Below are 22,402 nucleotides of genomic sequence, written 5' to 3'. Positions count from 1 at the left end.
GCTCAGCGCGACGGCTGTTGCACGGCGCGCACCGTGCGGTCGAAGTAGCTCGCCTCTTCCCGGGTATAGCGCGGGCGCAGGTGGTCGGCGTCCTTGTAGGCGGGCGAACCGTCGGGCATCGTGCGGATGCACTGGTCGTCCTTGCACAGCACCGCCATCGCATCGATGGCCTCGGCTCCGCTTGCCTGCGCGATCGCGCGCAACCGGTCATTGAGCTGCTTCTGGTCGGCCGGCAGCGGCGTCGTCGGCGTCGAGACCGAAGCCTCCATGTGCGTCAGGCGGCTGCCCTCGATCAGGCGCTTCGGCGTGAACTCGGGACCACCGGGGTTGTCGAGCAGCAAGTAGACCTTCTTGTGGCGTGCCAGCTCGCGCAGCGTGACCTCCAGCGAAGCCAGCGAGCGTTCGATGCCGTCGCCGCCCTGGAACGGATGGACCACGTTGTCCGCGCCGCGGTAGTAGTACTCCAGGGCGCCGTGGCCGACGAAGTAGCAGTTCCAGCAGCCGCCGATGACGACTGAATCGACCTCGGGGCTCAGCGCATAGGCCAGCAATGCGGTGCGCCGCTCGGCGCATCCGATATTCTTGTCCGCAAAGACCCCCGGCACCGCCGGACACGCGCCCTGGGTCACGAACCAGGCCGACTTGTCTTCCATCGACAGCGTGCGGGCCAGTTCCATCACGCGCGGCGCGTACTGCTGCACGTGGCTGTCGCCCAGGAACAGCACCCGCTTGGGCCCACCGCCAACCTTGTAGACCAGCTGGTCGCCGATCATGTCGAGCTTGAAGCCCTGGTAGTAGTCGGCATCCAGTCCGGCGTTGGCGACGATCTGCAGTTGGGCGCTGTTGTTGCGCGGCTCGGGCACGCCGAAGAAGATCGCCGTGCCTGCGGCGGCCAGCAGCACCATCCCCGCGCCCAGTGCCTTGAGCGTGCCCGCGCCGGGGCGGTTTCTCGCATAGCGCTCGACAAAGCGGTACGTGGCCCACGCGAGCAGCACGCTGGCCACCATCGCGCCGGCGCGGTAGACCGGCGACGGATGCAGCGGGTCGGCCTCCACGATGCGCACGAACGCAAGCAGCGGCCAGTGCCACAGGTACAGCGGATAGCTGATGAGCCCGAGCCACACCATCACCCGGTTCGACAGCAGGTACTTGTTCAGCACGCCGTTCGGCCCCGCGGCGATGCAGCTCACCGCGCCCAGCGTGGGCAGCAGCGCCCACCAGCCCGGGAACGCCTTGTTGCTGCGGATCATCACCAGCCCGAGCACGATCAACCCGACGCCCAGCACCGACTGCAAGTGGCTGCGCCACGCGCTCGGCGCCGGTGGCTTCAGCCGCATGCAGGCCAGGATGCCGCCCACCATCAGCTCCCAGAAACGGGAGGCCGGCGAGTAGAACGACGCCGCCGGCAACGGATGCACCGTCGTCACGTTCACCAGGAACGAGACCACCGCGACCACCAGCACCACGCGCACGATCGGCCAGCGCTTGCGCCATGCGAGCCCCAGCAGCAGCGGCCAGAAAATGTAGAACTGCTCCTCGATGCCCAGCGACCACAAGTGCAGCAGTGGCTTGGTTTCGGCTGCGGTGTCGAAGTACCCCGACTCGCCCCAGAACACCAGGTTGGCGACGAACGCCGCGCCGCCCACGGTCTGCTTGCCGAGCTCGGCGAACTCGTCGGACAGCAACAGATACCAGCCGGCGCACAGCGTCGCCAGCAGCACCACGATCAGCGCCGGAAAGATCCGCCGGATGCGCCGCGCATAGAAGTCGCGGTAGCTGAAGTCACCCGCCGCGAGGCTCTGGAGAATGATGGTCGTGATCAGGAAGCCCGAGATCACGAAGAAGATGTCGACCCCGACGAAGCCGCCCATCAGCGCCGTCGGGAAGGCGTGATACACCAGCACGGACCCGACCGCGATCGCGCGCAGCCCATCGATGTCCGGACGGTACTTGGGATGCATCAATCAGTCAGTTGGCCGGCGCAACAGGCGCGACGACCGGCGGCGGCACGAACGGCAGGCCGCGCTCTTCCGACAGCCATTGCAGCACCGGAAACGCGCCCGGGAGCACCGGCGTCACGTCCAGCGGCAGCTGTTGCCAGGCCATCTGCTGGCCTTCGCGCATCTCGAACTCGCCGCTCCAGGCCGTCACCTTGCACCAGTGCAGGCGCACCAGCGCATGCGGGTAGTCATGCTCCGTGATCTTCCAGACCTCGGCGCCGTCGATGGTGATGCCGAGTTCTTCCTGCAGCTCGCGCCGCAGTGCCTCTTCAACCGTCTCGCCCGCCTCGATCTTGCCGCCGGGAAACTCCCAGAAGCCCGCGTAGGCCTTGCCTTCGGGCCGGCTCGAGAGCAGCAGCGCATCGTCGGACAGGCGAATCAGCACGCCGACCGCGACTTCCGTGTGCTTGCGAGGTTCGGTCACGCGGCGCTCCGGCCCGCGTAGTCGCGCGCGAACTGGTAGGCCACGCGGCCGCTGCGCGAACCGCGCTCCAGCGCCCACACGAGCGCCTCGGGCCGCGCCGCCGCGATGGCTGCGTCGTCCACGCCGAACGACGAGAGCCACTGGCCCACGATCGTCAGGTATTCGTTCTGGCTGAAGGGATAGAAGCTCACCCAGAGGCCGAAGCGCTCCGACAGCGAGATCTTTTCCTCGATCACCTCGCCGGGATGGACTTCGCCATCGTCGGTGTGGGTGTACGTGAGGTTTTCCTTCATGTACTCGGGCAGCAGGTGGCGCCGGTTGCTGGTCGCGTAGATCAGCACGTTGGGCGTCGAGGCCGCGATCGACCCGTCGAGGATCGACTTCAGCGCCTTGTAGCCCGGCTCGCCTTCGTCGAAGCTCAGGTCGTCGCTGAACACGATGAATTTCTCGGGACGCTGCGACACAACTTCGACGATGTCGGGCAGGTCGACGAGTTCGGCCTTGTCCACCTCGATCAGGCGCAGGCCCTGCGGCGCATAGGCCTGCAGGCAGGCACGGATCAACGACGACTTGCCCGTGCCACGCGCGCCCGTCAGCAGCACGTTGTTGGCCGGCTTGCCTTCGACGAACTGCTGCGTGTTGCGCGCGATCTTTTCCTTCTGGACGTCGATTTCCTTCAGCGAATCGAGCGCCATCGCGGCCACGTGCTTCACTGGCTCAAGCACACCGTGGCCCGAGTTGCGGCGGCGGTAGCGCCAGGCGATGGATGCGTTCCAGTCGGCGGGTGCGGCCAGCGGCTGCGGAAGGATCGATTCGATGCGGGAAATGAGCTGCTCGGCGCGCTCGATCAGCTTCTGGAACTGCTCGTTCATCGACGCCCGCCCGGCCGCCCGAAGGGCGTTGAGCTCCCCCTCGGGGGGCAGCGATGACACGAAGTGCGGAGCGTGGGGGTCATCACGATCTGTAGTCGGCGTTGATGGTCACATACTCGTGGCTGAAGTCGCAGGTCCACACCGTCTCGCTGGCCGTGCCGCGGCCGAGGCCAATGCGCACCGTGATCTCGCTCTGCTTCATCACGCGCTGGCCGTCTTCTTCACGGTACGACGGGTTGCGTCCGCCCTTGACGGCCACGTGCACGTCGTCGAGGAACAGGTCGATGCCGGTCTGGTCGAGGTCGGCAATGCCCGCATAGCCGACGGCCGCCAGGATGCGGCCCAGATTCGGGTCGCTGGCGTAGAAAGCTGTCTTGACCAGCGGCGAATGCGCCACGGCATACGCTACCTGCTTGCACTCGGCGGCATCGCGGCCGCCTTCGACCTGGATGGTGATGAACTTGGTCGCGCCTTCGCCGTCGCGCACGATGGCCTGCGCCAGTTGGCGGGCCACGTTCTGCATCGCGGCCACAAGCGCCTTGCCGTCGGCCGAATCGAGCGAAGTGATGGTCGCGTGCGACGCCTTCTGCGTGGCGATGACCACGAACGAGTCGTTGGTCGAGGTGTCGCCGTCGATGGTCACGCGGTTGAACGAGGCATCGGCCAGCAGCTTGGCCAGCGGCTGGATCAGCGACGGATCGATCTTCGCGTCGGTGGCCATGAAGCCCAGCATGGTCGCCATGTTCGGGCGGATCATGCCGGCGCCCTTGCTGATGCCGGTGATGGTGACGGTGACGCCGCCGATCTGAACCTGCTGGCTGAAGGCCTTGGGAATCGTGTCGGTGGTCATGATGCCTTCGGCCGCGCGCGCCCAGTGGTTCGCGTCGGCATCGGCCAGCGCGTCCGGCAGACCTGCTTCGATGCGGTCCACGGGCAGCGGCTCCATGATCACGCCGGTGGAGAACGGCAGGATCTGTTCAGGCGCGATCTCCAGCTTGCGCGCGAGCGCGATGCAGGTGGAGCGCGTGCGCATCAGCCCGTCTTCGCCCGTGCCGGCATTGGCGTTGCCGGTGTTGATGACCATCGCCCGGATGCCGTAGTTCGCGGCCAGATGGTCGCGGCAGACCTGCACCGGCGCGGCGCAGAAACGGTTCTGGGTGAACACCCCGCCGACCGCCGAGCCTTCGTCTATCAGCACGACGGTCAGGTCCTTGCGATTGGCCTTGCGCACGCCCGCTTCGGCCACGCCGATGCGAACGCCGGGCACCGCGAACAAGGCGGCAGGATCAGGGGCGGACAGGTTCACGGGCATGGGGTTTCTCTCGGTGAATGTGTTGCGGACTTCAGCTGAGCTTGCCGTGGCACTGCTTGTACTTCTTGCCACTGCCGCAAGGGCACGGATCGTTGCGGCCGACGCGGGCGAAGGCCAGGGCTTCGGCGCTCAGCGTGCCCAGACCGGCGGCCGCCAGGCGGCGCTGGCTTTCCTCGTCGACACGCACCTCGACTTCACCGGTTTCGGTCGGCGCGCTGTAGGTGATGTTGGCGACGTTCTCGCCACGGCTTTCGAGCGCTTCGGCGGCCTCTTCGAGCTGCTCGCCCGACTGCACGCGCACCGTCATCAGCTGGCGCGTGACTTCGTTCTTGACTGAGTCGAGCAACTGGCCGAAGAGTTCGAAGGCTTCGCGCTTGTATTCCTGCTTGGGCTGCTTCTGCGCATAGCCGCGCAGGTGAATGCCCTGGCGCAGGTAGTCGAGCGAGGCCAGGTGTTCGCGCCAGTGGGTGTCGATGCTCTGCAGCAGGACCATGCGCTCGAACTGGGTGAAGTTTTCCTGGCCGATCAGTGCGACCTTGGCATCGAAAGTCTCGTTGGCGTTCTTCAGCACCTTCTCGACGATGTCTTCGTCGGCAATGGCGTCCGAGGCCTCGACTTCCTTCTTGAGCGGCATGTCGATGCCCCACTCGTTGAAGAGGCTCTTCTCGAGGCCGTCGAGGTCCCATTGCTCTTCGACCGATTCGCTCGGAATGTACTGGCGCACGAGGTCGGTGAAGCAGCCTTCGCGCAGCGCAGCGATCTGCGCCGTGAGGTCGCCCGCATCGAGGATGTCATTGCGCTGCTGATAAATCACCTTGCGCTGGTCGTTCGACACGTCGTCGTATTCGAGCAGCTGCTTGCGAATGTCGAAGTTGCGCGCCTCGACCTTGCGTTGCGCGCTTTCGATGCTGCGCGTGACGATGCCGGCTTCGATGGCTTCGCCATCGGGCATCTTCAGGCGGTCCATGATCGCCTTCACGCGGTCGCCCGCGAAGATACGCATCAGCGGATCGTCCAGGCTCAGGTAGAAGCGCGACGAACCCGGATCGCCTTGGCGGCCCGAACGGCCGCGCAGCTGGTTGTCGATGCGGCGCGACTCATGGCGTTCGGTCGCGATGATGCGCAGGCCGCCGAGCGACTTCACGAACTCGTGGTCCTTGGCCCATTCGGCGCGCACATGCTCGATGTCGGCCTTCTTGGTGGCTTCGTCGCGGCCTTCGTCAGCCTCGATCGCCTCGATCATCTTCTCGATGTTGCCGCCCAGCACGATGTCGGTGCCGCGGCCGGCCATGTTGGTCGCGATGGTGATCATCTTCGTGCGGCCGGCCTGCGCCACGATGTCGGCTTCGCGTGCGTGCTGCTTGGCATTCAGCACCTGGTGCGGCAGGCCCGCCTGCGTCAGCAGGCCGTCGATGATTTCGGAGTTCTCGATGGACGAGGTGCCCACCAGCACCGGCTGGCCGCGCTCGTAGCACTCGCGGATGTCCTGGATGGCCGCCTCGTACTTCTCGCGCGTCGTCTTGTAGACGCGGTCGAGCTGGTCTTCGCGCTTGCTGATGCGGTTGGGCGGAATGATCGTGGTCTCGAGACCGTAGATTTCCTGGAACTCGTAGGCCTCGGTGTCGGCGGTGCCGGTCATGCCGGCCAGCTTGCCGTACAGGCGGAAGTAGTTCTGGAAGGTGATCGAGGCCAGCGTCTGGTTCTCGGCCTGGATCTCCACGCCTTCCTTGGCCTCCACGGCCTGGTGCAGGCCGTCGCTCCAGCGGCGGCCCGTCATCAGGCGGCCGGTGAATTCGTCGACGATCACCACTTCGCCCTGCTGCACCACGTAGTGCTGGTCGCGGTGGTACAGGTGACGTGCACGCAGCGCCGCATTCAGGTGATGCATCAGCGTGATGTTGGCCGGGTCGTAGAGCGAGGCGCCCTCGGGCAGCAGCTTGAACTCGCCCAGGATGCGCTCGGCGTTCTCGTGGCCGTCTTCGGTCAGGAACACCTGGTGCGTCTTCTCGTCGACAGTGAAGTCGCCGGGCACCGTGACGCCCTCGCCCGTGCGCGGGTCGGCTTCGCCTTCCTGCTTCTTGAGCAGCGGCACCACCTTGTTGATGGCAAGGTAGAGGTCGGTGTGGTCTTCGGCCTGGCCGCTGATGATCAGCGGGGTGCGGGCCTCGTCGATCAGGATCGAGTCCACTTCGTCGACGATGGCGTAGTTCAGGCCGCGCTGCACCCGGTCGCCGGGCTCGTAGACCATGTTGTCGCGCAGGTAGTCGAAGCCGTACTCGTTGTTCGTGCCGTACGTGATGTCGCTGCGGTAGGCGGCCTGCTTTTCCTCGCGCGGCATCTGCGGCAGGTTGATGCCCACCGAGAGACCGAGGAAGTTGTAGAGGCGGCCCATCCAGGTCGCGTCGCGATTGGCCAGGTAGTCGTTCACCGTGACCACGTGCACGCCCTGGCCGGACAGCGCATTCAGGTACACCGGCAGCGTGGCCGTCAGCGTCTTGCCTTCGCCGGTGCGCATTTCGGAGATCTTGCCGTTGTGCAGCGCCATGCCGCCGAGCAGTTGGACGTCGAAGTGGCGCATCTTCATGACGCGCTTGGAGCCTTCGCGCACCGTGGCGAAGGCTTCCGGCAGCAGGTCGTCGAGCGATTCTCCCTTGGTGACGCGTTCTTTGAATTCCTGCGTCTTGGCACGCAGCGCATCGTCGCTGAGCTTCTCGAACTCGGGTTCGAGCGCATTGATGCGTTCCACCGTCTTGCGATACTGCTTGAGGAGCCGGTCGTTGCGACTGCCGAAAATCTGGGTCAGGAAGTTGGTTGCCATGGGTGGAGATGGGCGGGCACCTGATACGGCAGGCACTTCGACCGGATTCCCTAAGATATGGTGAAAGCAGTTGGGCGCGCTTTCAATGAAAGCAAGCAGCCTTTTTCCGGCGCGAACGCCGGCAAACCGGGCATTTTAGCTGTCTTGTTTCTAACCCCTGGATTACGCATGTATCGCCGACTTCCCCCCGCCGTTTCACTGCAGCAAGCTGCAGAAGGCGCGCCCACCCTGGGCAGCCTGATGGCGCGCGCACGCGACACCGCGGAGCGGCTCAAGGCCGTGGAAGGGCTGATCCCGCCGGCCATGCGCGGTGCCGTGCAGGCCGGGCCAGCCGAAGGCGACGTGTGGTGCCTGCTGGTCAAGGGCAGCGCCGCGGCCGCCAAGCTGCGCCAGCTGTCGCCGATGCTGGTGACCCGGCTCAAGAACCGGGGATGGGACGTGGCGACGATCCGGATCAAGGTGCATACCGGCCGCTGAGCAGCAAGCCTGCATTGATTTTGATTTTTCGTCTGGAAGTAGATAATATTTCCAGATGACAACATCCCCCGCGCCTTCGGACGCCCAACTCCTGCTGCTCGACAAGCACCAGGTCGACGCCCTCCTCTCCCCCGACGACGTTCTTCAGGCCGTGCGCGAAGCCTTCGTGCTGCACAGCGAGCGCGAGGGCCGCGTCTTCCCGGTCGTACGAGAGCCGCTGCGCACGGGCGGGGTGTTCGGCATCAAGTCTGGTGACGTGCAGGCCCAAGGCCTGCTCGGCTTCAAGGCTGCGGGCTTCTGGCCGGCCAACCGGCAACGCGGCGGCGAGCCCCATCAAGCGACGATCCTGCTGATCGACCCAGCGACCGGCCGGCCGCTGTGCGTCATCGACGGCAACACGGTGACGACAGTGCGCACGGGCGCGGCAGGCGGGCTCGGCCTCCAGCAGCTTGCACGGCCCGACAGCACGCGGCTGTGCGTCTTCGGCACCGGCGTGCAGGCGCGCATCCAGCTCGACTTCGCGCTGCGCCTGGTGCCATCGCTGCGCGAAGTTCTTTATATAAGTACGAACGGCCAGCGCAATGCGGCGTTCGAGGCCCACTTCACCGGCCGCTGCGACATCGCGCCGGCCAGCGACAGCAACGCCGCTGTTGCCCAAAGCGACATCGTGATCACCGCCACGCCGGGCGGCGGCGCCCTCTTCGACCTCGAAGCAGTGCGGCCCGGCACGCACCTGAACTGCGTAGGCGCCGACACCCGCGGCAAGCGCGAACTTCCCGAAGGCCTGTTGCCACGCGTGCGGCTGTTCGTCGACGATCGCACGCAGGCGCAGCAGATCGGCGAAACGCAGTGGTCGCCCGACACGCCATGCGTCGAACTGGGCGACCTGCTGAGCGGCAAGACGGCTGTCGAACGAGCCGCCGACGACATCACCGTCTTCGACATGACAGGCCTCGCGCTGCAGGACCTGACCGTTGCGCGCCTGCTGCATGCGCGTGCGGCTGAAGCGGGCATGGGCACACGCATCGCCTGGCCCTGGTAGCGAGAAACCGGCACGAATTCCTTGAACGTGCCGAGGTGGCTTGTGCGAAGCCACCGCAGTTCCCGAAGCACCACGGCATCGGGGCTCCTGCGCTGAAAGCGTGAACTTTTCGATTCAAAGAAGAAAACGTTTTCAGCGCCGCCGAATGACATTCTTTGCCAATTCTTGTCATTAATCGGCAACGAACAAGAGCGCGCACAACGGCCTTACGCGAATGCCGTTTGGAAAGCGCGAAATTCTTCCCAGTCCGAAATAAAAACTCGCCCCTCAGCGGGCCGTTGAATCCATTGACGGCGGTCATTAATTGACAGCAAACGTCATTGTCCAACTCGATCGTCAGTCGATACATTCCGCGGCCTGAGAGGTCTTGGCGGAGTACGGCAACACGCCTTGCGCCTGGAAGCACGAGGCGCGGGCTCTCCGGAATTCATGCCGCAAATCGAATCGCAATTTCGCGCGCACGCAAATCCGTCTTTGATCTCATGTTTTTAGATTTCCTTTCCCTCATCAATTGTTATGAATAATTTGTATCGCGGTATCTGGAGCGAGCCGCCCGGCGCATGGCTAGCAGCCACCGAAATCACCAAGACTCATGGCAAAGGCAGCTTCAGACTGTCGGCAGTAGTTGCCGCAATTCTGGCTGCCGGCCTGCAGGTGACGGCATCGGATGCCAGCGCATCCACCTACGCACCGGCCAACTGCAACTCCACAACCACGGCGACCATCGGGCAGGTGGCTGTTACCGGAACAAACGCTCAACCGGTCGATGGAACCGGGCCATGGTCCAACATCCTTGGCTGCAATACGAGTGGCAACGGTCTGGATGCCGTATCGGTGTTCGGAACCTACTCCCAAGGGGTTGGAAACGGAGCGGCCGTTTTCGGGCTCTCCAGCACTGCCGGCCAGTGGGCCAGCGCGCTTGGCCTCTCGGCAAATGCTTCCGGCACCGGAAGCACCGCGCTTGGCTTTGGCGCACAAGCTCAAAGCCTGAACTCGGTTGCAATCGGCGGAGCCGGTGGCGACGGAAGCACGGCTCTATCGGCCGCCAATTCAACGACCGCTTCAGGCGCCGGGGCCATTGCCATCGGCAGCAACTCGATCAGAGGGGCTCAGGCAACCGCCACGGACAGCATCGCGATTGGCGGGGCGGCTATCGCTGCCGGCCAAGGCAGCATGGCTCTTGGCAATGGGGCTGACGCGAAATACGACAACAGCGTGGCCATCGGAGCGGCCAGCAAGACGGCGGATTCGCTCGCCGCATTGCAAGGCGTAGCCGGCTACACACCTTCCCCGGGTGCTGCGATCTCCGCTGCGACGCCGGCTGGTGAAGTGTCTGTCGGGGCCAGCGGCAGCGAACGCAGGCTCACCAACGTCGCCGCAGGCGGCGCTCCGACGGATGCCGTCAATGTCAGCCAGCTGTCGACGGCGACTGCTTCGTTGTCCACCAGCCTGAACACGACGAACAGCAACGTGGCCAGCCTGTCCACCAGTTTGACCGCAACGAACAACTCCGTTGCGAGCCTGTCGACATCGACTTCCACAGGGCTGGGCATCGTTGCCGGCAACATCGACAGCCTGTCTACATCCACCTCGGCTAGGTTGAGCACTGCGACCAGCAGCATCGGCAGCCTCTCGACCGGTTTGGGCAATCTCTCGACGAGCCTGAACACAACCAATGGCAACCTCGGCAGCCTGAGCACGACGGTCAACACGATCAACGACAAGGGCACCCGGTACTTCCACGCCAATTCGACGGCTGGCGATTCGGTGGCCAGCGGCCAGAAAGCGGTGGCGATCGGCCCGCTGTCCGTGGCCAGCGGCACCAACTCCTTCGCAGCGGGCAGCGGTGCGCAGGCCACGGGTCTGAACGCAATCGCCATCGGCACCGGGGCGCTGGCCACGGGCTCGCAGGCCATCGGCGCCAATGCTCGAGCGGGCGGTGGTGGCGTGGCGCTGGGCGACGGCGCGGACGCCGGCGGCACGCCGCTGAGCCAGGCGCCGAACATCTCCAAGGGCACGGTCATCGGCTTCGGCGCCATCGCGCAGCAAAGCGGCGGCGTCGCACTGGGCGCGGGCTCGGTGGCCTCCACCGCCGCGGGCGTGGCCGGCTATGTGCCGGCTGGTGCAGCAGCGCAGCACCGGGTGGCCATCCAGGCGACCACCAGCACGCAGGCCGCAGCGTCGGTGGGCGACGTGGCCAACGGCCAGTACCGCCAGATCACGGCCGTGGCCGCGGGTACGGCCGACAGCGATGCGGCCAACGTCGCACAGCTCAAGGCATCTGCAGCCACCGTGAAGGCCAGCAGCGTGCAGTACGCGACCAACCCGGACGGCTCGGTCAACTACAACCAGGTCACGCTGGGCAACGGCCAGGCGCCGGGCGGCACGCGCATCGGCAACGTGGCGCCGGGCATCCTGCCGGGCGACGCGGTCAACGTGCAGCAGCTGAATCAGGTGCAGAGCCAGGTCGGCGACGTGGCCCGCATTGCCTACTCGGGCACGGCGATGGCCTTCGCGATGTCCGGCGCTTACTTGCCAACGCTGTCTCCCGGCGAGAAGACGGTGGGCGTGGGCCTTGGCAACTACAAGGGCTACAGCGCGGTGGCGCTGACCTTCAAGGCACTGTCCGACGACGGCAAGATGTCCTGGGGTGCGGGCCTGTCGACCACGGGCAAGGAGTGGGGCGTCAACGCCGGCGTCGGCTGGAAGTGGAAGTAACAAGCCACTGAGTCGGCCTGCGGTGCCGGTGCCTGGCGTCGATGAACAGCAGTTCGCTAGGCGACGGCGGCAGCGCCGCCAAACAGCTCGGTCATGAACTGCGTCGACTTCAGACCGGTGCCGGTCAACAAGGCCACAGTCGCCTCGCTGGCCTTGATGTCGCCGCGCTGCGCCAGCACCTCGATGGCCGCCGCGGCCGAAGCGGAGGTCGGCTCCGCATAGAGCCCGCTTGCTGCCAGCCGGCGCACCGCAGCCGCGATCTGCTCCTCGGTCAGCGCAACGGTCTTGCCCTTCGTCTCGCGCAGCGCCTGCAGGATTTCCTGGAGCCGCACGGGCCGCTTGATCGCAGTGCCTTCGGCAATGGTCGGCTGCACGACACGGTCCACCAGCGTGTCGACTCCGGCGGTGAAGCTCGCATCGATCGGCGAGCAGTTCAGCGGCTGCGCGACAAAAATGCGCGGCAGCTTGCTGATCTGCCCCGCCGCCAGCAGCTCCTTGAAGCCGATCCAGCACCCGAGCACGTTGCTGCCCGCTCCAGTCGGAATGACGACGTTGTCGGGCGCGACAAAGCCCAGGTCTTCCCACAGCTCATACGCCAGCGTCTTCGTGCCCTGCAGGAAGAACGGATGCCAGTTGTGGCTCGCATAGAAGATCGACTCCGACTGGCGCACCGCCTCGTACTCCGACTCTTCGCGCGGCCCCGGCACCAACTGCACCTCTGCGCCGAAGGCCCGGATCTGCGCCACCTTCGGCGCGGGCGTGTAGCTCGGCGCGAGCACCTTCACGCGCATGCCAGCCGCCGCGCCTGCCGCGGCAATGGCTGCGCCGCCGTTACCCGAGCTGTCTTCCAGCACCGCGTCGACGCCGATCTGGCGCAGGAAGGACATCATCACCGCCGCGCCGCGGTCCTTGAAGCTGCAGGTCGGGTTGAACCACTCGAGCTTGAAGTACGGCTCGAGGCTGCCCCAGCGCTTCTGCACCAGCGGCGTGCAGCCTTCGCCCATGCTTGCGGGCTTGTCGATTGCCACGGGCAGCGCCGCGCGGTAGCGCCAGAGCGAGCGGGTGCGCGAATCGATGTCGTCGCGCGAGATGCCGGGCAGCGGCGTGACCATCATCGGATGGCCGTCGTCCGAGCGCCATCGGCGTTCGGACAGGTCGTAGTGCCTGCCGGTGCGTGGGTCGACATAGCGTGCGCGTTCTCTCGCGGTCATTCGAGGCTCCTGGTCAAAATTGGATAATACATCCAACACTGTACTTTTTGTACAAATTGGATTGTTCGTCCAGAGCTGGATACATTCCCCGGCATGAAGAAAAAGTCGAACAAGCAGGTCCTGGAGATGCTGCGCAACATGGCCGAAGGCCTGGGCCAGACCTTTGCGCCCTTCTGCGAAGTCGTGGTGCACGACCTGAGCAACCCGAAGAACGCGATCTACGCCATCGAGAACAGCCTCAGCGGCCGGGAGGTCGGCCAGTCAGTCACGGAGCTGGGTCTCGCGCGCATCCAAGACCCGGAGTTTCCGGCGGTGATCGCGAACTACGCCAACACCTTTCCCGACGGGCGCAAGGTCAAGAGCACATCCATCGGCGTCAAGGACGACAGCGGCGAGTACGTGGCCGCGCTGTGCCTGAACGTCGACCTGACGCTGTTCCAGAGCTTCCAGGCCGCGATCTCGCAGTTCACGAAGATCGACGACAAGGAAGTGCACGAGCACATCGAGGCCGGCGGCAACCACTCGGACCGCATCCACGCGCGCATCGACGATTTCGCGGCCGCGCGCGCGACCACCTCGCGCTCGCTGAAGCCGGCCGACCGCAAGCAGCTGGTGCAGGAACTGAAGAAGGCAGGCCTGCTGGAAGTTCGCCGCGGCGCCGAGATTGCCGCGGCGCACATGGGCGTGTCGCGCGCCACGGTCTACAGCGACGCGAAGTAAGCCCCAACCTGTTCAGCCCGTTACTGCGGCTGCAGGCCGATCTCGTGCGCGGCCTTCTGCCAGCGCTCGGCCTCCGAGCGCAGGAAGGCGCGCAACTCCGCCGGCGTCGAGCCCTTCATCTGCACGCCCAGCACCGACAGGCGCTCCCTCACCGACGAATGGTCGAGCGCGGCGATGGCCTCGCGGCGCAGCTTCTCGATCACGTCGAGCGGCGTGGTGGCCGGCGCGACCATGGCCCACCACTGATCGATCTCCGGTCCCTTGAGCCCGTTCTCCGCGAGTGCGGGCACGTTCTGCAGGCCGGGAATGTTCGTCACGCGCTGCGTGCTCGTCACCAGCAGCGGGCGGATGCGGTTGGCGCCCAGCAGGCTGGAGCCGCTGGCCAGCGTCGCGAAGTGCCCCGCCACCGTGCCCGCCGCCACGTCGGTGAGCGCGGGTGCCGAGCCGCGGTACGGGACCATGTTGAACCTGATCTTCGTGCGGCTCGCCAGCAGTTCGGCGGCAAGGTGGCTCACCGTGCCCGCGCCGCTGTGCGCGATGGCCGGCGGAGCACTCTTTGCAGCCGCGGTCTGCAGGAAGGTCTTGAAGTCTTTGCTGTCGTCGTCCATGCCCGCGAAGAACACCAGCGGCGAGGTGCCGATCATGGTCACGGGCGTGAAGTCGCGCAGCAGGTCATAGGGCAGCTTCGCCGTCACGGCCGGCGCGATCGCATGCGGCAGCTCGACGATGGCAATGGTGTAGCCGTCAGGCGCGGCCTTGGCCGCCGCGTCGGTGCCGATCATGCCGGCGGCGCCGGGCCGGTTGTCCACGATCACCGGGCTGCCGAGGGTCTGGCTCATGCGCTGCGCCATCGCCCGTGCAATGGCGTCGGTGCTGCCGCCGGCGGCCCACGGCACGATGAGCTTCACCGGCTTGTCGGGGTAGGCCGCCCACGCCGGTCGAAACGAAGCGAGCAGGGCCGTAGAGCCGGCGGCCAGAAAGGCCCGGCGTTGCATCGTCGGCATGGTGAATTCCTGAAGGAAGTTAGATCGGGCGGTCGGGCCAGCTCGGGTCGCCGGCCGCATTGGCGGTCAGCATCAGCACCACGTGCGCATCGGCCGCAATGGCGTTGCTCTCGCGCAGCTGGCGCAATGCGGCCAGGCCGCCGGCAGCGCAGAGCTCGGCGCTGACGCCGAGAGAGCTGAGCAGCCGCCGTGCGGCGCGCGCTTCATCGTCGCCCACGACCACCGCGCCGCCGCCCGTGGCGGTCGCGGCCTGCCACTGCAGGTAGGTGACGGTGGCCCCCGCGGTGGAAAACTGCGCGGTGTGGCCCGGGTAGCTGCCGTTGATGGCGCCGCCCGCGAGCACTCGCGCCAGGCGCGGGAACGGTTCCACCAGCCAGAGCCTGGGCAGGCGCCCAATGCGCCCCGCGGCCATGAGGTCGCGAAAGCCCGCGTAGATGCCCCAGGCCAGATCGCCGCGCGCGGTGGGAATCACGATGTGGTCCGGTAGGCCGCCATCGGCCACGCATTCGAGTGCGATCGGCTTGTAGCCCTCGATGGCCAGCGGCGCGCTGCCCAGCGCGGGCAGGCGATAGTTGGTCAGTGCGAAGTAGCCTGGGTGCTGCGAACGCTCGCGCACGAAGGCCCAGCGGCCCGCGTTGTCGGCGAACACATAGCGCCGCGCGCCAAGTGCATCGAGCTGTCGCGTGTAGGTGGCCGGCATGCCTTCGTAGGTTGCGACCTCGCAGCCCAGGCCCGCGGCCCATGCGTAGTGCGCCGCCGACACGGCCGCGTTGCCCGAGGAGGCAAGCACCAGCGTGTGGGCGTCGAAGTCGAGCGCCTGCGCCACGCCCACCGCTGTCATGCGGTCCTTGTGCGAGCCGGTGGGGTTGCGCGATTCGTCCTTGAGGGCCAGGCGCGCCACGTCGAACTGCTGCGCCAGCTCCGGCATGTCCTCCAGCGGCGTCTGCCCCTCCCCCAGCGCGAAGCCGGAGGTGTAGGGCATGGGCATCGCCTCGGCGCTGTCGGGCAGGTAGCTGGCACGCAGCGCCACGTGGAAGCCCGTGCGCTTGCATGCGGGGCAGCCGTCGTGCGCCAGCGTGACCGGGTAGAGCGCATCGCACCGCAGGCATTGCAGGCCGCGCAGGTTCGGGTTGCGCACAGGCTTGGGTGCCTGGTCACGCACCAGCCCCAAGGGATTACCCGGAGGATGAGCCAGGGGATCCGGGGGAGGAGCGGCGAACTTGAAGTCCAGAACGGGCAATGTCGTCACGGGTCATGCGTCAGAAGTTGTGACCAAATCTTATGCAATCGGAAATAAAATTATGCAGCCTCAGATACTCAACCGATAACAAGACTTATCGATGCGATTCGGCGAGATCGAAACCTTCCGGGCTCTCATGCGCGGCAGCTCCACCCGCAAGGCCGCCGCATTGCTGCATGTGACGCAGCCCGCCATCAGCCAATCGCTCAAGCGCCTCGAGACACAGGCGGGGATGCTGCTGTTCCAGCGCACCGGCGGGCGGCTGGTGCCCACGCCCGAGGCACGCGCGCTGTGGGTCGAGGTGGAGCGGGTGTTCATCGGCATGGACGCCATCGAGCACCGCGTGCGCAGCCTGCGCGACTTCGGCGTCAGCCAGCTGGAGCTGAGCAGCTTTCCCGCCTACGGCCTGGGCTTCATGCCGCGCGCATTGGCACGGCTGAAGGCGCACCGCGGCGCGAGCCCCTGGCCGCAGGTGTCGCTGCAGGTGCTGAGCTCCAAGGACGTGCGCGACCGCGTGGCCATGGGCATCTCCGACTTCGGGCTGATGGCCGACGAGCTCTCGCTCGAAGGCATCGACCACTCCACCTTCTCGCGCTTTCCCGGCGTGGTGGTGATGCCGGCAGGCCACGCGCTGGCCCGCTTCAAGACCATCAAGCCGGAGCAACTGGCCGAAGCGCCCTTTCTCTCGCTCAACCCCGAAGACCCTTCGCACCAGCGGCTCGAAGCCGCATTGGCCCCGCACGGCGTGGCGCTGCGGGTGCTGGTGCAGACGCCCTATGCGGCCAGCGTGTGCGAGATGGCGTTGCGCGGCCTGGGCGTGGGGTTGGTCAACCCGATCACCGCGCTCGACTACGCGGAGCGCGGGCTGGTGGTGCGCAAATTCTCGGTCGACGTGTACTTCACCTGCCTGCTGGCGCTGCCGGCAGGCAAGGTGCTCTCGGCCACGGCGAGGGACTTCATTTCGCTGATGCGCCAGCAACTGGCCGAGGACGAGAAGCGGATACAGCGCTACCTGCGCTGATCCCCCCACGGTTCACTTCCAGGTGAACTCGTGGTTCAGCCCGATCACGAAGCCGCGCACGCCCTGCGGCCCGGTGCGAGATGTGCTCACGTCCACGCTGATCAGCGGCGTGATGCTGAAGCGCCCGCCGATGCGCGAGGTCCACAGGCCCGCCGCCCGGTTGCGCTCCGCGATGAGCGACACGGTGTCGTTCAGCGCCCATTCGACGCCAATGCCGCCGCGCGGCGTGCGCGCACCGGTTCCGTTGGCCCAGTCGGCACCTGCGTTGACGTGAATCTGCAGGCTCTCGAGTGGCCGCCACGTCAGGGGCACCACGAACTGCCCGCCCGCGCGGCCGCCGCGCTTCAGGTCGAACACCGCGCCCATCGACACGGCGGCGCTGAACGGCGCGTCGGCCGCCTGTCCGTAGAAATTCCACTTGAGCTGCGGTCCGCCGGTGACCGAATGAACGCCGCTCACCGAGGTGCGGTCGAAGTTCAGGCCCAGCTCGACCGGCCCGACGCGGCAGGCGGGCCCGAAATGAAACCCCGTGACAGGCTCCACGCCCGTGCGGCCCCACCATGTCTCGTACTGGCATTGGCCCGGGTCGAGCGTGCTCGCGTCGTCCACGTCGAAATGCCCTGCGGCGTATGCGCCCGGGCTCGCGGCCAGGTTCGCGAACAGGCAGGAAGCAGCAAGCATCCAGCCGCTGCATGGCGGTCGGGTTGTCGTTCTGTCGTGCCTGTTGTTCTTCATCGTGCGCGTCCCGGAGCCCTCGAACCATTCTAGGGACGCCGAAAGTAGTCGCCATGACGCAGGCGGCGCCGGCCTCAATCAACCGGCCTTCTTCAGATCTCGAACTGGGGCTGCAGCTCGCGGATGCGCTTGATGGCCACGCCGGCCGCGGCCGTGCGCGTCTCCACGCCGAGCTTCACGTACACCCGCTCCAGGTGCTTCTTGGCGGTGGCCGGGCTGCTGCCCAGGATCTCGCCGATGTCCTTGTTGGTCTTGCCCTTGACCACCCAGTAGAGCACCTCGGCCTCGCGCGCCGTGAGCTTCAGGCTCAGGCTCATGGCTTCGATGACGGCGGTGTCGGACACCTCGCGCATGATGATCATCCACTCGTCGCCGTCGTCGTCACTGCTCGTCTGCTGGTGCAGCCGCAGCGTGAGGCTGCTCGCGCCCTGCACGATGGACAGCGCCGGCGGCTCGATGCCGCGCTGGCGCGCATCGGGCGTGTGGCTGCGCAGCCATTCGAGCACGGCGGGCGGCGTCTCGGGCGCGCGCGTATCGCAGTAGCGCTGCAGCAGGTCGCGCGCCAGCGCGGTCTGCCAGATCAGCCGGCCTTCGGGCAGGCGCACGGTGATGCTCGCGTAGCCGAAGGCATCGAGCGCATTGCGCGCCTGGCCGGCCTGCCGCGCGTCCTGCCGCGCGCGGCGTGCGCCCTGCAGGTGCACGTTCATGCGCGCCAGCACTTCCTTCGGCTTGATGGGCTTGGTGACGTAGTCGACGCCGCCGGCTTCGAGCGCGGCCACAAGGTGCTCGGTCTCGGTGAGCCCCGTCATGAACACGATGGGAATGTGCGCCGTCGCCGCATCGGCCTTGAGCCGGCGCGCGACCTCGAAGCCGTCGATGCCCGGCATCATCGCGTCGAGCAGCACGATGTCGGGCCGCGCCTGCGCGGCGCGCTGCAGCGCCTGCTCGCCGTTGGTGGCAATGAGCACGGTGTAGCCCGATTCGTCGAGCGCGTCGTGCAGCACAGCGAGGTTGTCGGGCACGTCGTCGACGATCAGCACGAGATCGCTGTTGGCACCCTGCTGTTCGCGCAGGGTCTTGGCGAGTGGTGAGGTTTCCATGGCGGGAGGTGGCGTCGTCGAAGTCATGCGGCGCTTTCGACGGCTTCGGCCAGCGCGCGGCTCATGGCCTCGAACTGGAACTGGCGGGCCAGCACGCGCTGGGCTTCGGTCCACGACGCGCACTCGGGCTGCGCGGCGTCGATGTCGTCGAGCTGGTTCATGATGCCGCGAAAGTAGCCCAGGCTCACGGCCTCGTCGAGCGCACGCAGGCGGGCCAGCGAAGGCGCCTGCATCACGCGCGGCGCCACGGCGGCGACCGGCTTCGCGGCGGCATCGGTCCATTGCAGCCCGAGCCGGCGTTCGAGCCAGTCGAGCAGCTCGGTGTGGCGCACGGGCTTGACGAAGAAATCTTCCGGCGCAATGCCCACGTCGTTGTCCAGCCCCTTGTCGAAAGCGTTGGCCGAGACGATGGCCACCGATGCCTCGGTCAGCCCCAGCTTGCGCGCACGGCGAATGGTTTCCCAGCCGTCGATGCCGGGCATCGCGAGGTCGACGAACATCGCATCGGGCCGGTAGCCGGCCGCGATGAGGTCGAGCGCATCGTGCCCGCTGGCCGCGCTGCGCAGCTCGAAGCCCAGCGGCGCGAGCACATGGCCCAGCAGGTCGCGGTCGGCCTCCTCGTTGTCGACCACCAGCAGGCGGCGACGCGGACCTTCGTAGCCGCGCCGCGCGCGCTGCACCGGCATCGGGCGGCCGGTGCCGGCCACCGTGTCATGCACGCGCGGCAGGAACAGGCGCACACAGAAGAGCGAGCCCTCGCCCGGCGTGCTCTGCACCTTCATCTCGCCGCCCATCAGGTCGGTGAGCATCTTGGCGATGGTGAGCCCCAACCCCGCGCCCGGTGCAGCCGACATGCCCGCCGCATTGCCGCGCGCAAAGGGTTCGAAGATGCGCTCGATGTCCTCGGCCGGCATGCCGGGGCCGGTGTCCTCGATCTCGATGGACGCGAACTCACGCGCATAGGCCAGCCGCAGCGTGACCTGCCCCGCCGCCGTGAACTTGATCGCATTACCCAGCAGGTTGATGAGGATCTGCAGCACGCGCTTTTCATCCGCACGCACCACCTCGGGCAGCGGCCCCGCCGCCTCGAAGCGGAACTGCAGCCCCTTCTCCGCGGCCTGCAGCTCGAACATGTCGGCCAGCTCGCGCAGGGTGTCGGCAAAGCGCATGGGCCGCGCATGCAACGTGAGCTTGCCGGCCTCGATGTGCGCGATGGCCAGCGTGCCTTCGATGAGCGACAGCAGATGCTCCCCGCCGCGCTTGATGACCGCCACCGCCTGCTGGCGGTGCGGCGGCACCGAGTGATCTTCGCCCATCAGCTGTGCATAGCCCAGGATGCTGTTGAGCGGCGTGCGCAGCTCGTGGCTGATGGCGCTGATGTAGCGGCTCTTGGCCTGGTTGGCCTGGTCGGCAGCCTGCTTGGCCAGCTCGGCCGCGAGCTTGGCCTGCTCCGCGATCTCGCGGGCTTCGTCGGCCGCCTGCTTGGCGGCCTGCAGGGCGCGGTCGGTCTCGCGGTGCAGCTCTATTTCGCGCACCAGCAGATGAGTCTGGCGGTTCGATTCTTCCTGCGCCACCTTGCGGCTCTGGTGCGCCAGCACCAGCCACCACGCGACGATGCCCGCGATGACCAGCAGCGCCATGTACGCCTTGAGGAAGCCCGAGCGCAGCGACAGCTTCTGCACGCCGGCCAGCGCCGCGGCCACGTCGGCCTCCGACGCCAGCTCCAGTGCGCCTTCGCCGAAGGCACGCAGCTCCTGCTGGTAGAGCACGCCGAACACCACGGCCAGCAGCGGCACGATGACGAGCATCAGCAGCAGGAAGTGCCCGAGCCCCGTGTCGAGGTAGCGCCAGCTGCGGCGCGGCAGCAGCCAGCGCAGCACCGTCGACCATTGCGAAGACAGGCTCGCATGCGGCTTGCACAAATCGCCGCAGCGCGCGTCGAGCGTGCAGCACAGCGAGCAGATCGCACCCTGGTACGCCGGGCAGTGCGCCATGTCCGGCCCCTCGTACTCGCGCTCGCAGATCACGCAGTGCTGCACCTTCAGGCGCTGGTAGCTGCCGGTTTCGACCTTCGCCCAGCGCACCGCGCGCGGGCCCTCGGCGGGCGCGAAGGCCACCGCGCCATGCGCCTCGTCGGTGCCGCGCGCCAGGTAGTACTTGCCGCCCGTCGCCCAGGCCAGCAGCGGCGATGCCACGAGCGCCGTGCCCAGTGCGATCAGCGCCGAGAAGGCCTGCGCCAGCGGCCCGAACACGCCCAGGTGCGCGGTGATCGACAGCACCGACGCAAGCGCCATCGCGCCCACGCCCACCGGGTTGATGTCCCACAGGTGCGCGCGCTTGAACTCGATGCCCGGCGGCGACAGCCCCAGCGGTTTGTTGATGACGAGGTCTGCCACCACGGCCATCATCCAGGCGATGGCGATGTTGGCGAACAGGCCGAGCACGTCGCCCAGCGCCTCGAACACGTTCATCTCCATCAGCATGAAGGCGATGAGCGCGTTGAACACCACCCACACCACGCGCCCCGGGTGGCTGTGTGCCACGCGCGAGAAGAAATTGCTCCAGGCCAGCGAGCCCGCATAAGCGTTGGTCACGTTGATCTTGAGCTGCGATATCACCACGAACAGCGCCGTGGCCGCCACCGCCCAGCCGTAGTTCGGAAACACGTACTCGTAGGCCGCGAGGTACATCTGGTTCGGATCGACCGCGCGGTCGGCCGGCACCATGTGCGTGATCGCCAGGTAGGCCAGCAGCGCCCCGCCCAGCATCTTGAGCACGCCCAACACCACCCAGCCCGGGCCGCCGGCCAGCACTCCGGCCCACCAGCGGCGCGCCGTGGTCGCGGTGCGCGCGGGCATGAAGCGCAGGTAGTCGGCCTGCTCGCCCATCTGCGTGATCAGCGCAATGCCGACTGTCAGGGCAGCGCCAAACAGGTGCAGATCGAAGCCTTTGGTGCCGGAGCGAACCCCGTTGTAGTGCGCGATGCCCGCGAACGCACCAGGATCGCGCACCAGCACGTAGGCAAAAGGCACCACCAGCATCAGCAGCCACAGCGGCTGCGTCCACAACTGCAGCCGACTGATGGCCGACACCCCGTGCGTGACCAGCGGAATCACCACCAGCGCACACACCAGGTAGCCCCAGACCGGCGGGATGCCCAGCGCCAGCTCCAGCGCGTAGGCCATCACAGCCGCCTCGAGCGCGAAGAAGATGAAAGTGAAGCTCGCGTAGATCAGCGAGGTGAGCGTGGAGCCGATGTAGCCGAAGCCCGCGCCACGCGTGAGCAGGTCCATGTCGACGCCGTAGCGCGCCGCGTACACGCTGATCGGCACGCCCGCCAGGAAGATGATGAGCCCCGTCGCCAGGATCGCCCAGAAGGCATTGGCAAAGCCGTACTGCACCAGCAGCGTGGCGCCCACCGCCTCCAGGATCAGGAACGACGCCGCCCCGAAGGCCGTGTTGGCCACCCGCCATTCGGACCACTTGCGAAAGCGCTGCGGCGTGTAGCGCAGCGCGTAGTCTTCCAGCGTCTCGCTGGCCACCCAGCTGTTGTAGTCGCGCCGCACCTTGACGATGCGCTGCGGCGCGTCGTCGGGGGTGATCGGCGTGTCAGTGGGGTTCACACCGTTTCGGTGCATCTTTCATGCCACCCGTACGGCTTTTGGCGAACAGGGCACGACTGTTGCAAAGAAGCCGGCTTGCCCATAA

At 66.9% G+C, this 22,402-nt stretch carries 16 protein-coding genes; 5 read left to right on the top strand and 11 right to left on the bottom strand.

Features of this window, described 5'->3' with window-relative positions:
* Positions 1-2: 2 nt before the first annotated feature.
* The 5 genes from BLV60_RS22160 to secA all read right to left on the bottom strand — a co-directional run bounded on the left by BLV60_RS22160 (position 3) and on the right by secA (position 7,426).
* Positions 3-1,961 (bottom strand): acyltransferase family protein, encoded by a 1,959-nt coding sequence (locus BLV60_RS22160; protein ID WP_093057439.1) that lies wholly within the window; start codon positions 1,959-1,961, stop codon positions 3-5.
* A gap of 7 nt (positions 1,962-1,968) precedes the next feature.
* A complete protein-coding gene (locus tag BLV60_RS22155; protein ID WP_093057438.1) occupies positions 1,969-2,424 on the bottom strand; it encodes an NUDIX domain-containing protein in 456 nt (151 codons plus the stop codon).
* Positions 2,421-3,296, bottom strand: a complete 876-nt coding sequence (locus BLV60_RS22150; RefSeq protein ID WP_093057437.1) for an ATP-binding protein — start codon at positions 3,294-3,296, stop codon at positions 2,421-2,423. Before BLV60_RS22150 ends, BLV60_RS22155 begins: the two co-directional genes overlap by 4 nt.
* A gap of 82 nt (positions 3,297-3,378) precedes the next feature.
* Positions 3,379-4,608, bottom strand: a complete 1,230-nt coding sequence (gene argJ / locus BLV60_RS22145; RefSeq protein WP_093057436.1) for a bifunctional glutamate N-acetyltransferase/amino-acid acetyltransferase ArgJ — start codon at positions 4,606-4,608, stop codon at positions 3,379-3,381.
* 31 nt (positions 4,609-4,639) lie between these two features.
* A complete protein-coding gene (secA, locus tag BLV60_RS22140) occupies positions 4,640-7,426 on the bottom strand; it encodes a preprotein translocase subunit SecA (RefSeq protein ID WP_093057435.1) in 2,787 nt (928 codons plus the stop codon).
* Positions 7,427-7,594: 168 nt separating this feature from the next.
* Between secA and BLV60_RS22135 the strand changes: the two genes are divergently transcribed.
* The 3 genes from BLV60_RS22135 (at position 7,595) to BLV60_RS22125 (ending at position 11,663) form a co-directional block, all read left to right on the top strand.
* A complete protein-coding gene (locus BLV60_RS22135) occupies positions 7,595-7,903 on the top strand; it encodes a hypothetical protein (protein ID WP_093057434.1) in 309 nt (102 codons plus the stop codon).
* Positions 7,904-7,958: 55 nt separating this feature from the next.
* Positions 7,959-8,945, top strand: coding sequence for an ornithine cyclodeaminase family protein (locus BLV60_RS22130; protein WP_093057433.1), 987 nt, complete (start codon positions 7,959-7,961; stop codon positions 8,943-8,945).
* Positions 8,946-9,461: 516 nt separating this feature from the next.
* Positions 9,462-11,663 carry a YadA-like family protein gene (locus BLV60_RS22125; RefSeq protein ID WP_093057432.1) on the top strand — a complete coding sequence of 734 codons (2,202 nt, stop codon included), beginning with the start codon at positions 9,462-9,464 and terminating at the stop codon, positions 11,661-11,663.
* Positions 11,664-11,719: 56 nt separating this feature from the next.
* Here BLV60_RS22125 and BLV60_RS22120 read toward each other — a convergent pair whose 3' ends face one another.
* Positions 11,720-12,874: a threonine synthase gene (locus BLV60_RS22120; protein WP_093057431.1), complete on the bottom strand. Its 1,155-nt coding sequence runs from the start codon at positions 12,872-12,874 to the stop codon at positions 11,720-11,722.
* Positions 12,875-12,967: 93 nt separating this feature from the next.
* Here BLV60_RS22120 and BLV60_RS22115 point away from each other — a divergent pair, with 93 nt between their 5' ends.
* Positions 12,968-13,594, top strand: a complete 627-nt coding sequence (locus BLV60_RS22115; protein WP_093057430.1) for a helix-turn-helix transcriptional regulator — start codon at positions 12,968-12,970, stop codon at positions 13,592-13,594.
* Between the two features lie 20 nt (positions 13,595-13,614).
* On the opposite strand, the gene BLV60_RS22110 is transcribed toward BLV60_RS22115, so the two are convergent.
* Positions 13,615-14,598, bottom strand: coding sequence for a Bug family tripartite tricarboxylate transporter substrate binding protein (locus BLV60_RS22110; protein ID WP_093057429.1), 984 nt, complete (start codon positions 14,596-14,598; stop codon positions 13,615-13,617).
* Positions 14,599-14,617: 19 nt separating this feature from the next.
* Positions 14,618-15,847: a threonine synthase gene (locus BLV60_RS22105; RefSeq protein WP_093057428.1), complete on the bottom strand. Its 1,230-nt coding sequence runs from the start codon at positions 15,845-15,847 to the stop codon at positions 14,618-14,620.
* 91 nt (positions 15,848-15,938) lie between these two features.
* On the opposite strand from BLV60_RS22105, the gene BLV60_RS22100 reads away from it, so the two are divergent.
* Entirely contained in the window at positions 15,939-16,859 is a 921-nt protein-coding gene (locus BLV60_RS22100) for a LysR substrate-binding domain-containing protein (protein WP_093057427.1), read from the top strand.
* Positions 16,860-16,871: 12 nt separating this feature from the next.
* On the opposite strand, the gene BLV60_RS22095 is transcribed toward BLV60_RS22100, so the two are convergent.
* The 3 genes from BLV60_RS22095 to BLV60_RS22085 all read right to left on the bottom strand — a co-directional run bounded on the left by BLV60_RS22095 (position 16,872) and on the right by BLV60_RS22085 (position 22,332).
* A complete protein-coding gene (locus BLV60_RS22095; RefSeq protein ID WP_256329439.1) occupies positions 16,872-17,540 on the bottom strand; it encodes a hypothetical protein in 669 nt (222 codons plus the stop codon).
* 146 nt (positions 17,541-17,686) lie between these two features.
* Positions 17,687-18,694, bottom strand: a complete 1,008-nt coding sequence (locus BLV60_RS22090; protein WP_093057426.1) for a response regulator transcription factor — start codon at positions 18,692-18,694, stop codon at positions 17,687-17,689.
* A gap of 23 nt (positions 18,695-18,717) precedes the next feature.
* The gene (locus BLV60_RS22085; RefSeq protein ID WP_093057425.1) at positions 18,718-22,332 is read right to left on the bottom strand and encodes a hybrid sensor histidine kinase/response regulator; all 3,615 of its coding nucleotides are present in this window, start codon (positions 22,330-22,332) and stop codon (positions 18,718-18,720) included.
* Between the last annotated feature and the right edge of the window lie 70 nt (positions 22,333-22,402).

The organism is Variovorax sp. YR634, from assembly GCF_900106655.1.
GTDB lineage: Bacteria > Pseudomonadota > Gammaproteobacteria > Burkholderiales > Burkholderiaceae_C > Variovorax.
Note: the sequence above shows the minus strand (reverse complement) of the source record. Positions and strands in the feature narration are given on the sequence as shown.

Coding starts and splice junctions, on each gene's coding strand:
- BLV60_RS22160 (WP_093057439.1), bottom strand. CDS start 1,961: ATGCATCCCAAGTACCGTCCGGACATCGATGGGCTGCGCGCGATCGCG.
- BLV60_RS22150 (WP_093057437.1), bottom strand. CDS start 3,296: ATGAACGAGCAGTTCCAGAAGCTGATCGAGCGCGCCGAGCAGCTCATT.
- argJ (WP_093057436.1), bottom strand. CDS start 4,608: ATGCCCGTGAACCTGTCCGCCCCTGATCCTGCCGCCTTGTTCGCGGTG.
- secA (WP_093057435.1), bottom strand. CDS start 7,426: ATGGCAACCAACTTCCTGACCCAGATTTTCGGCAGTCGCAACGACCGG.
- BLV60_RS22135 (WP_093057434.1), top strand. CDS start 7,595: ATGTATCGCCGACTTCCCCCCGCCGTTTCACTGCAGCAAGCTGCAGAA.
- BLV60_RS22130 (WP_093057433.1), top strand. CDS start 7,959: ATGACAACATCCCCCGCGCCTTCGGACGCCCAACTCCTGCTGCTCGAC.
- BLV60_RS22125 (WP_093057432.1), top strand. CDS start 9,462: ATGAATAATTTGTATCGCGGTATCTGGAGCGAGCCGCCCGGCGCATGG.
- BLV60_RS22120 (WP_093057431.1), bottom strand. CDS start 12,874: ATGACCGCGAGAGAACGCGCACGCTATGTCGACCCACGCACCGGCAGG.
- BLV60_RS22115 (WP_093057430.1), top strand. CDS start 12,968: ATGAAGAAAAAGTCGAACAAGCAGGTCCTGGAGATGCTGCGCAACATG.
- BLV60_RS22110 (WP_093057429.1), bottom strand. CDS start 14,598: ATGCCGACGATGCAACGCCGGGCCTTTCTGGCCGCCGGCTCTACGGCC.
- BLV60_RS22100 (WP_093057427.1), top strand. CDS start 15,939: ATGCGATTCGGCGAGATCGAAACCTTCCGGGCTCTCATGCGCGGCAGC.
- BLV60_RS22095 (WP_256329439.1), bottom strand. CDS start 17,540: ATGCTTGCTGCTTCCTGCCTGTTCGCGAACCTGGCCGCGAGCCCGGGC.
- BLV60_RS22090 (WP_093057426.1), bottom strand. CDS start 18,694: ATGGAAACCTCACCACTCGCCAAGACCCTGCGCGAACAGCAGGGTGCC.
- BLV60_RS22085 (WP_093057425.1), bottom strand. CDS start 22,332: ATGCACCGAAACGGTGTGAACCCCACTGACACGCCGATCACCCCCGAC.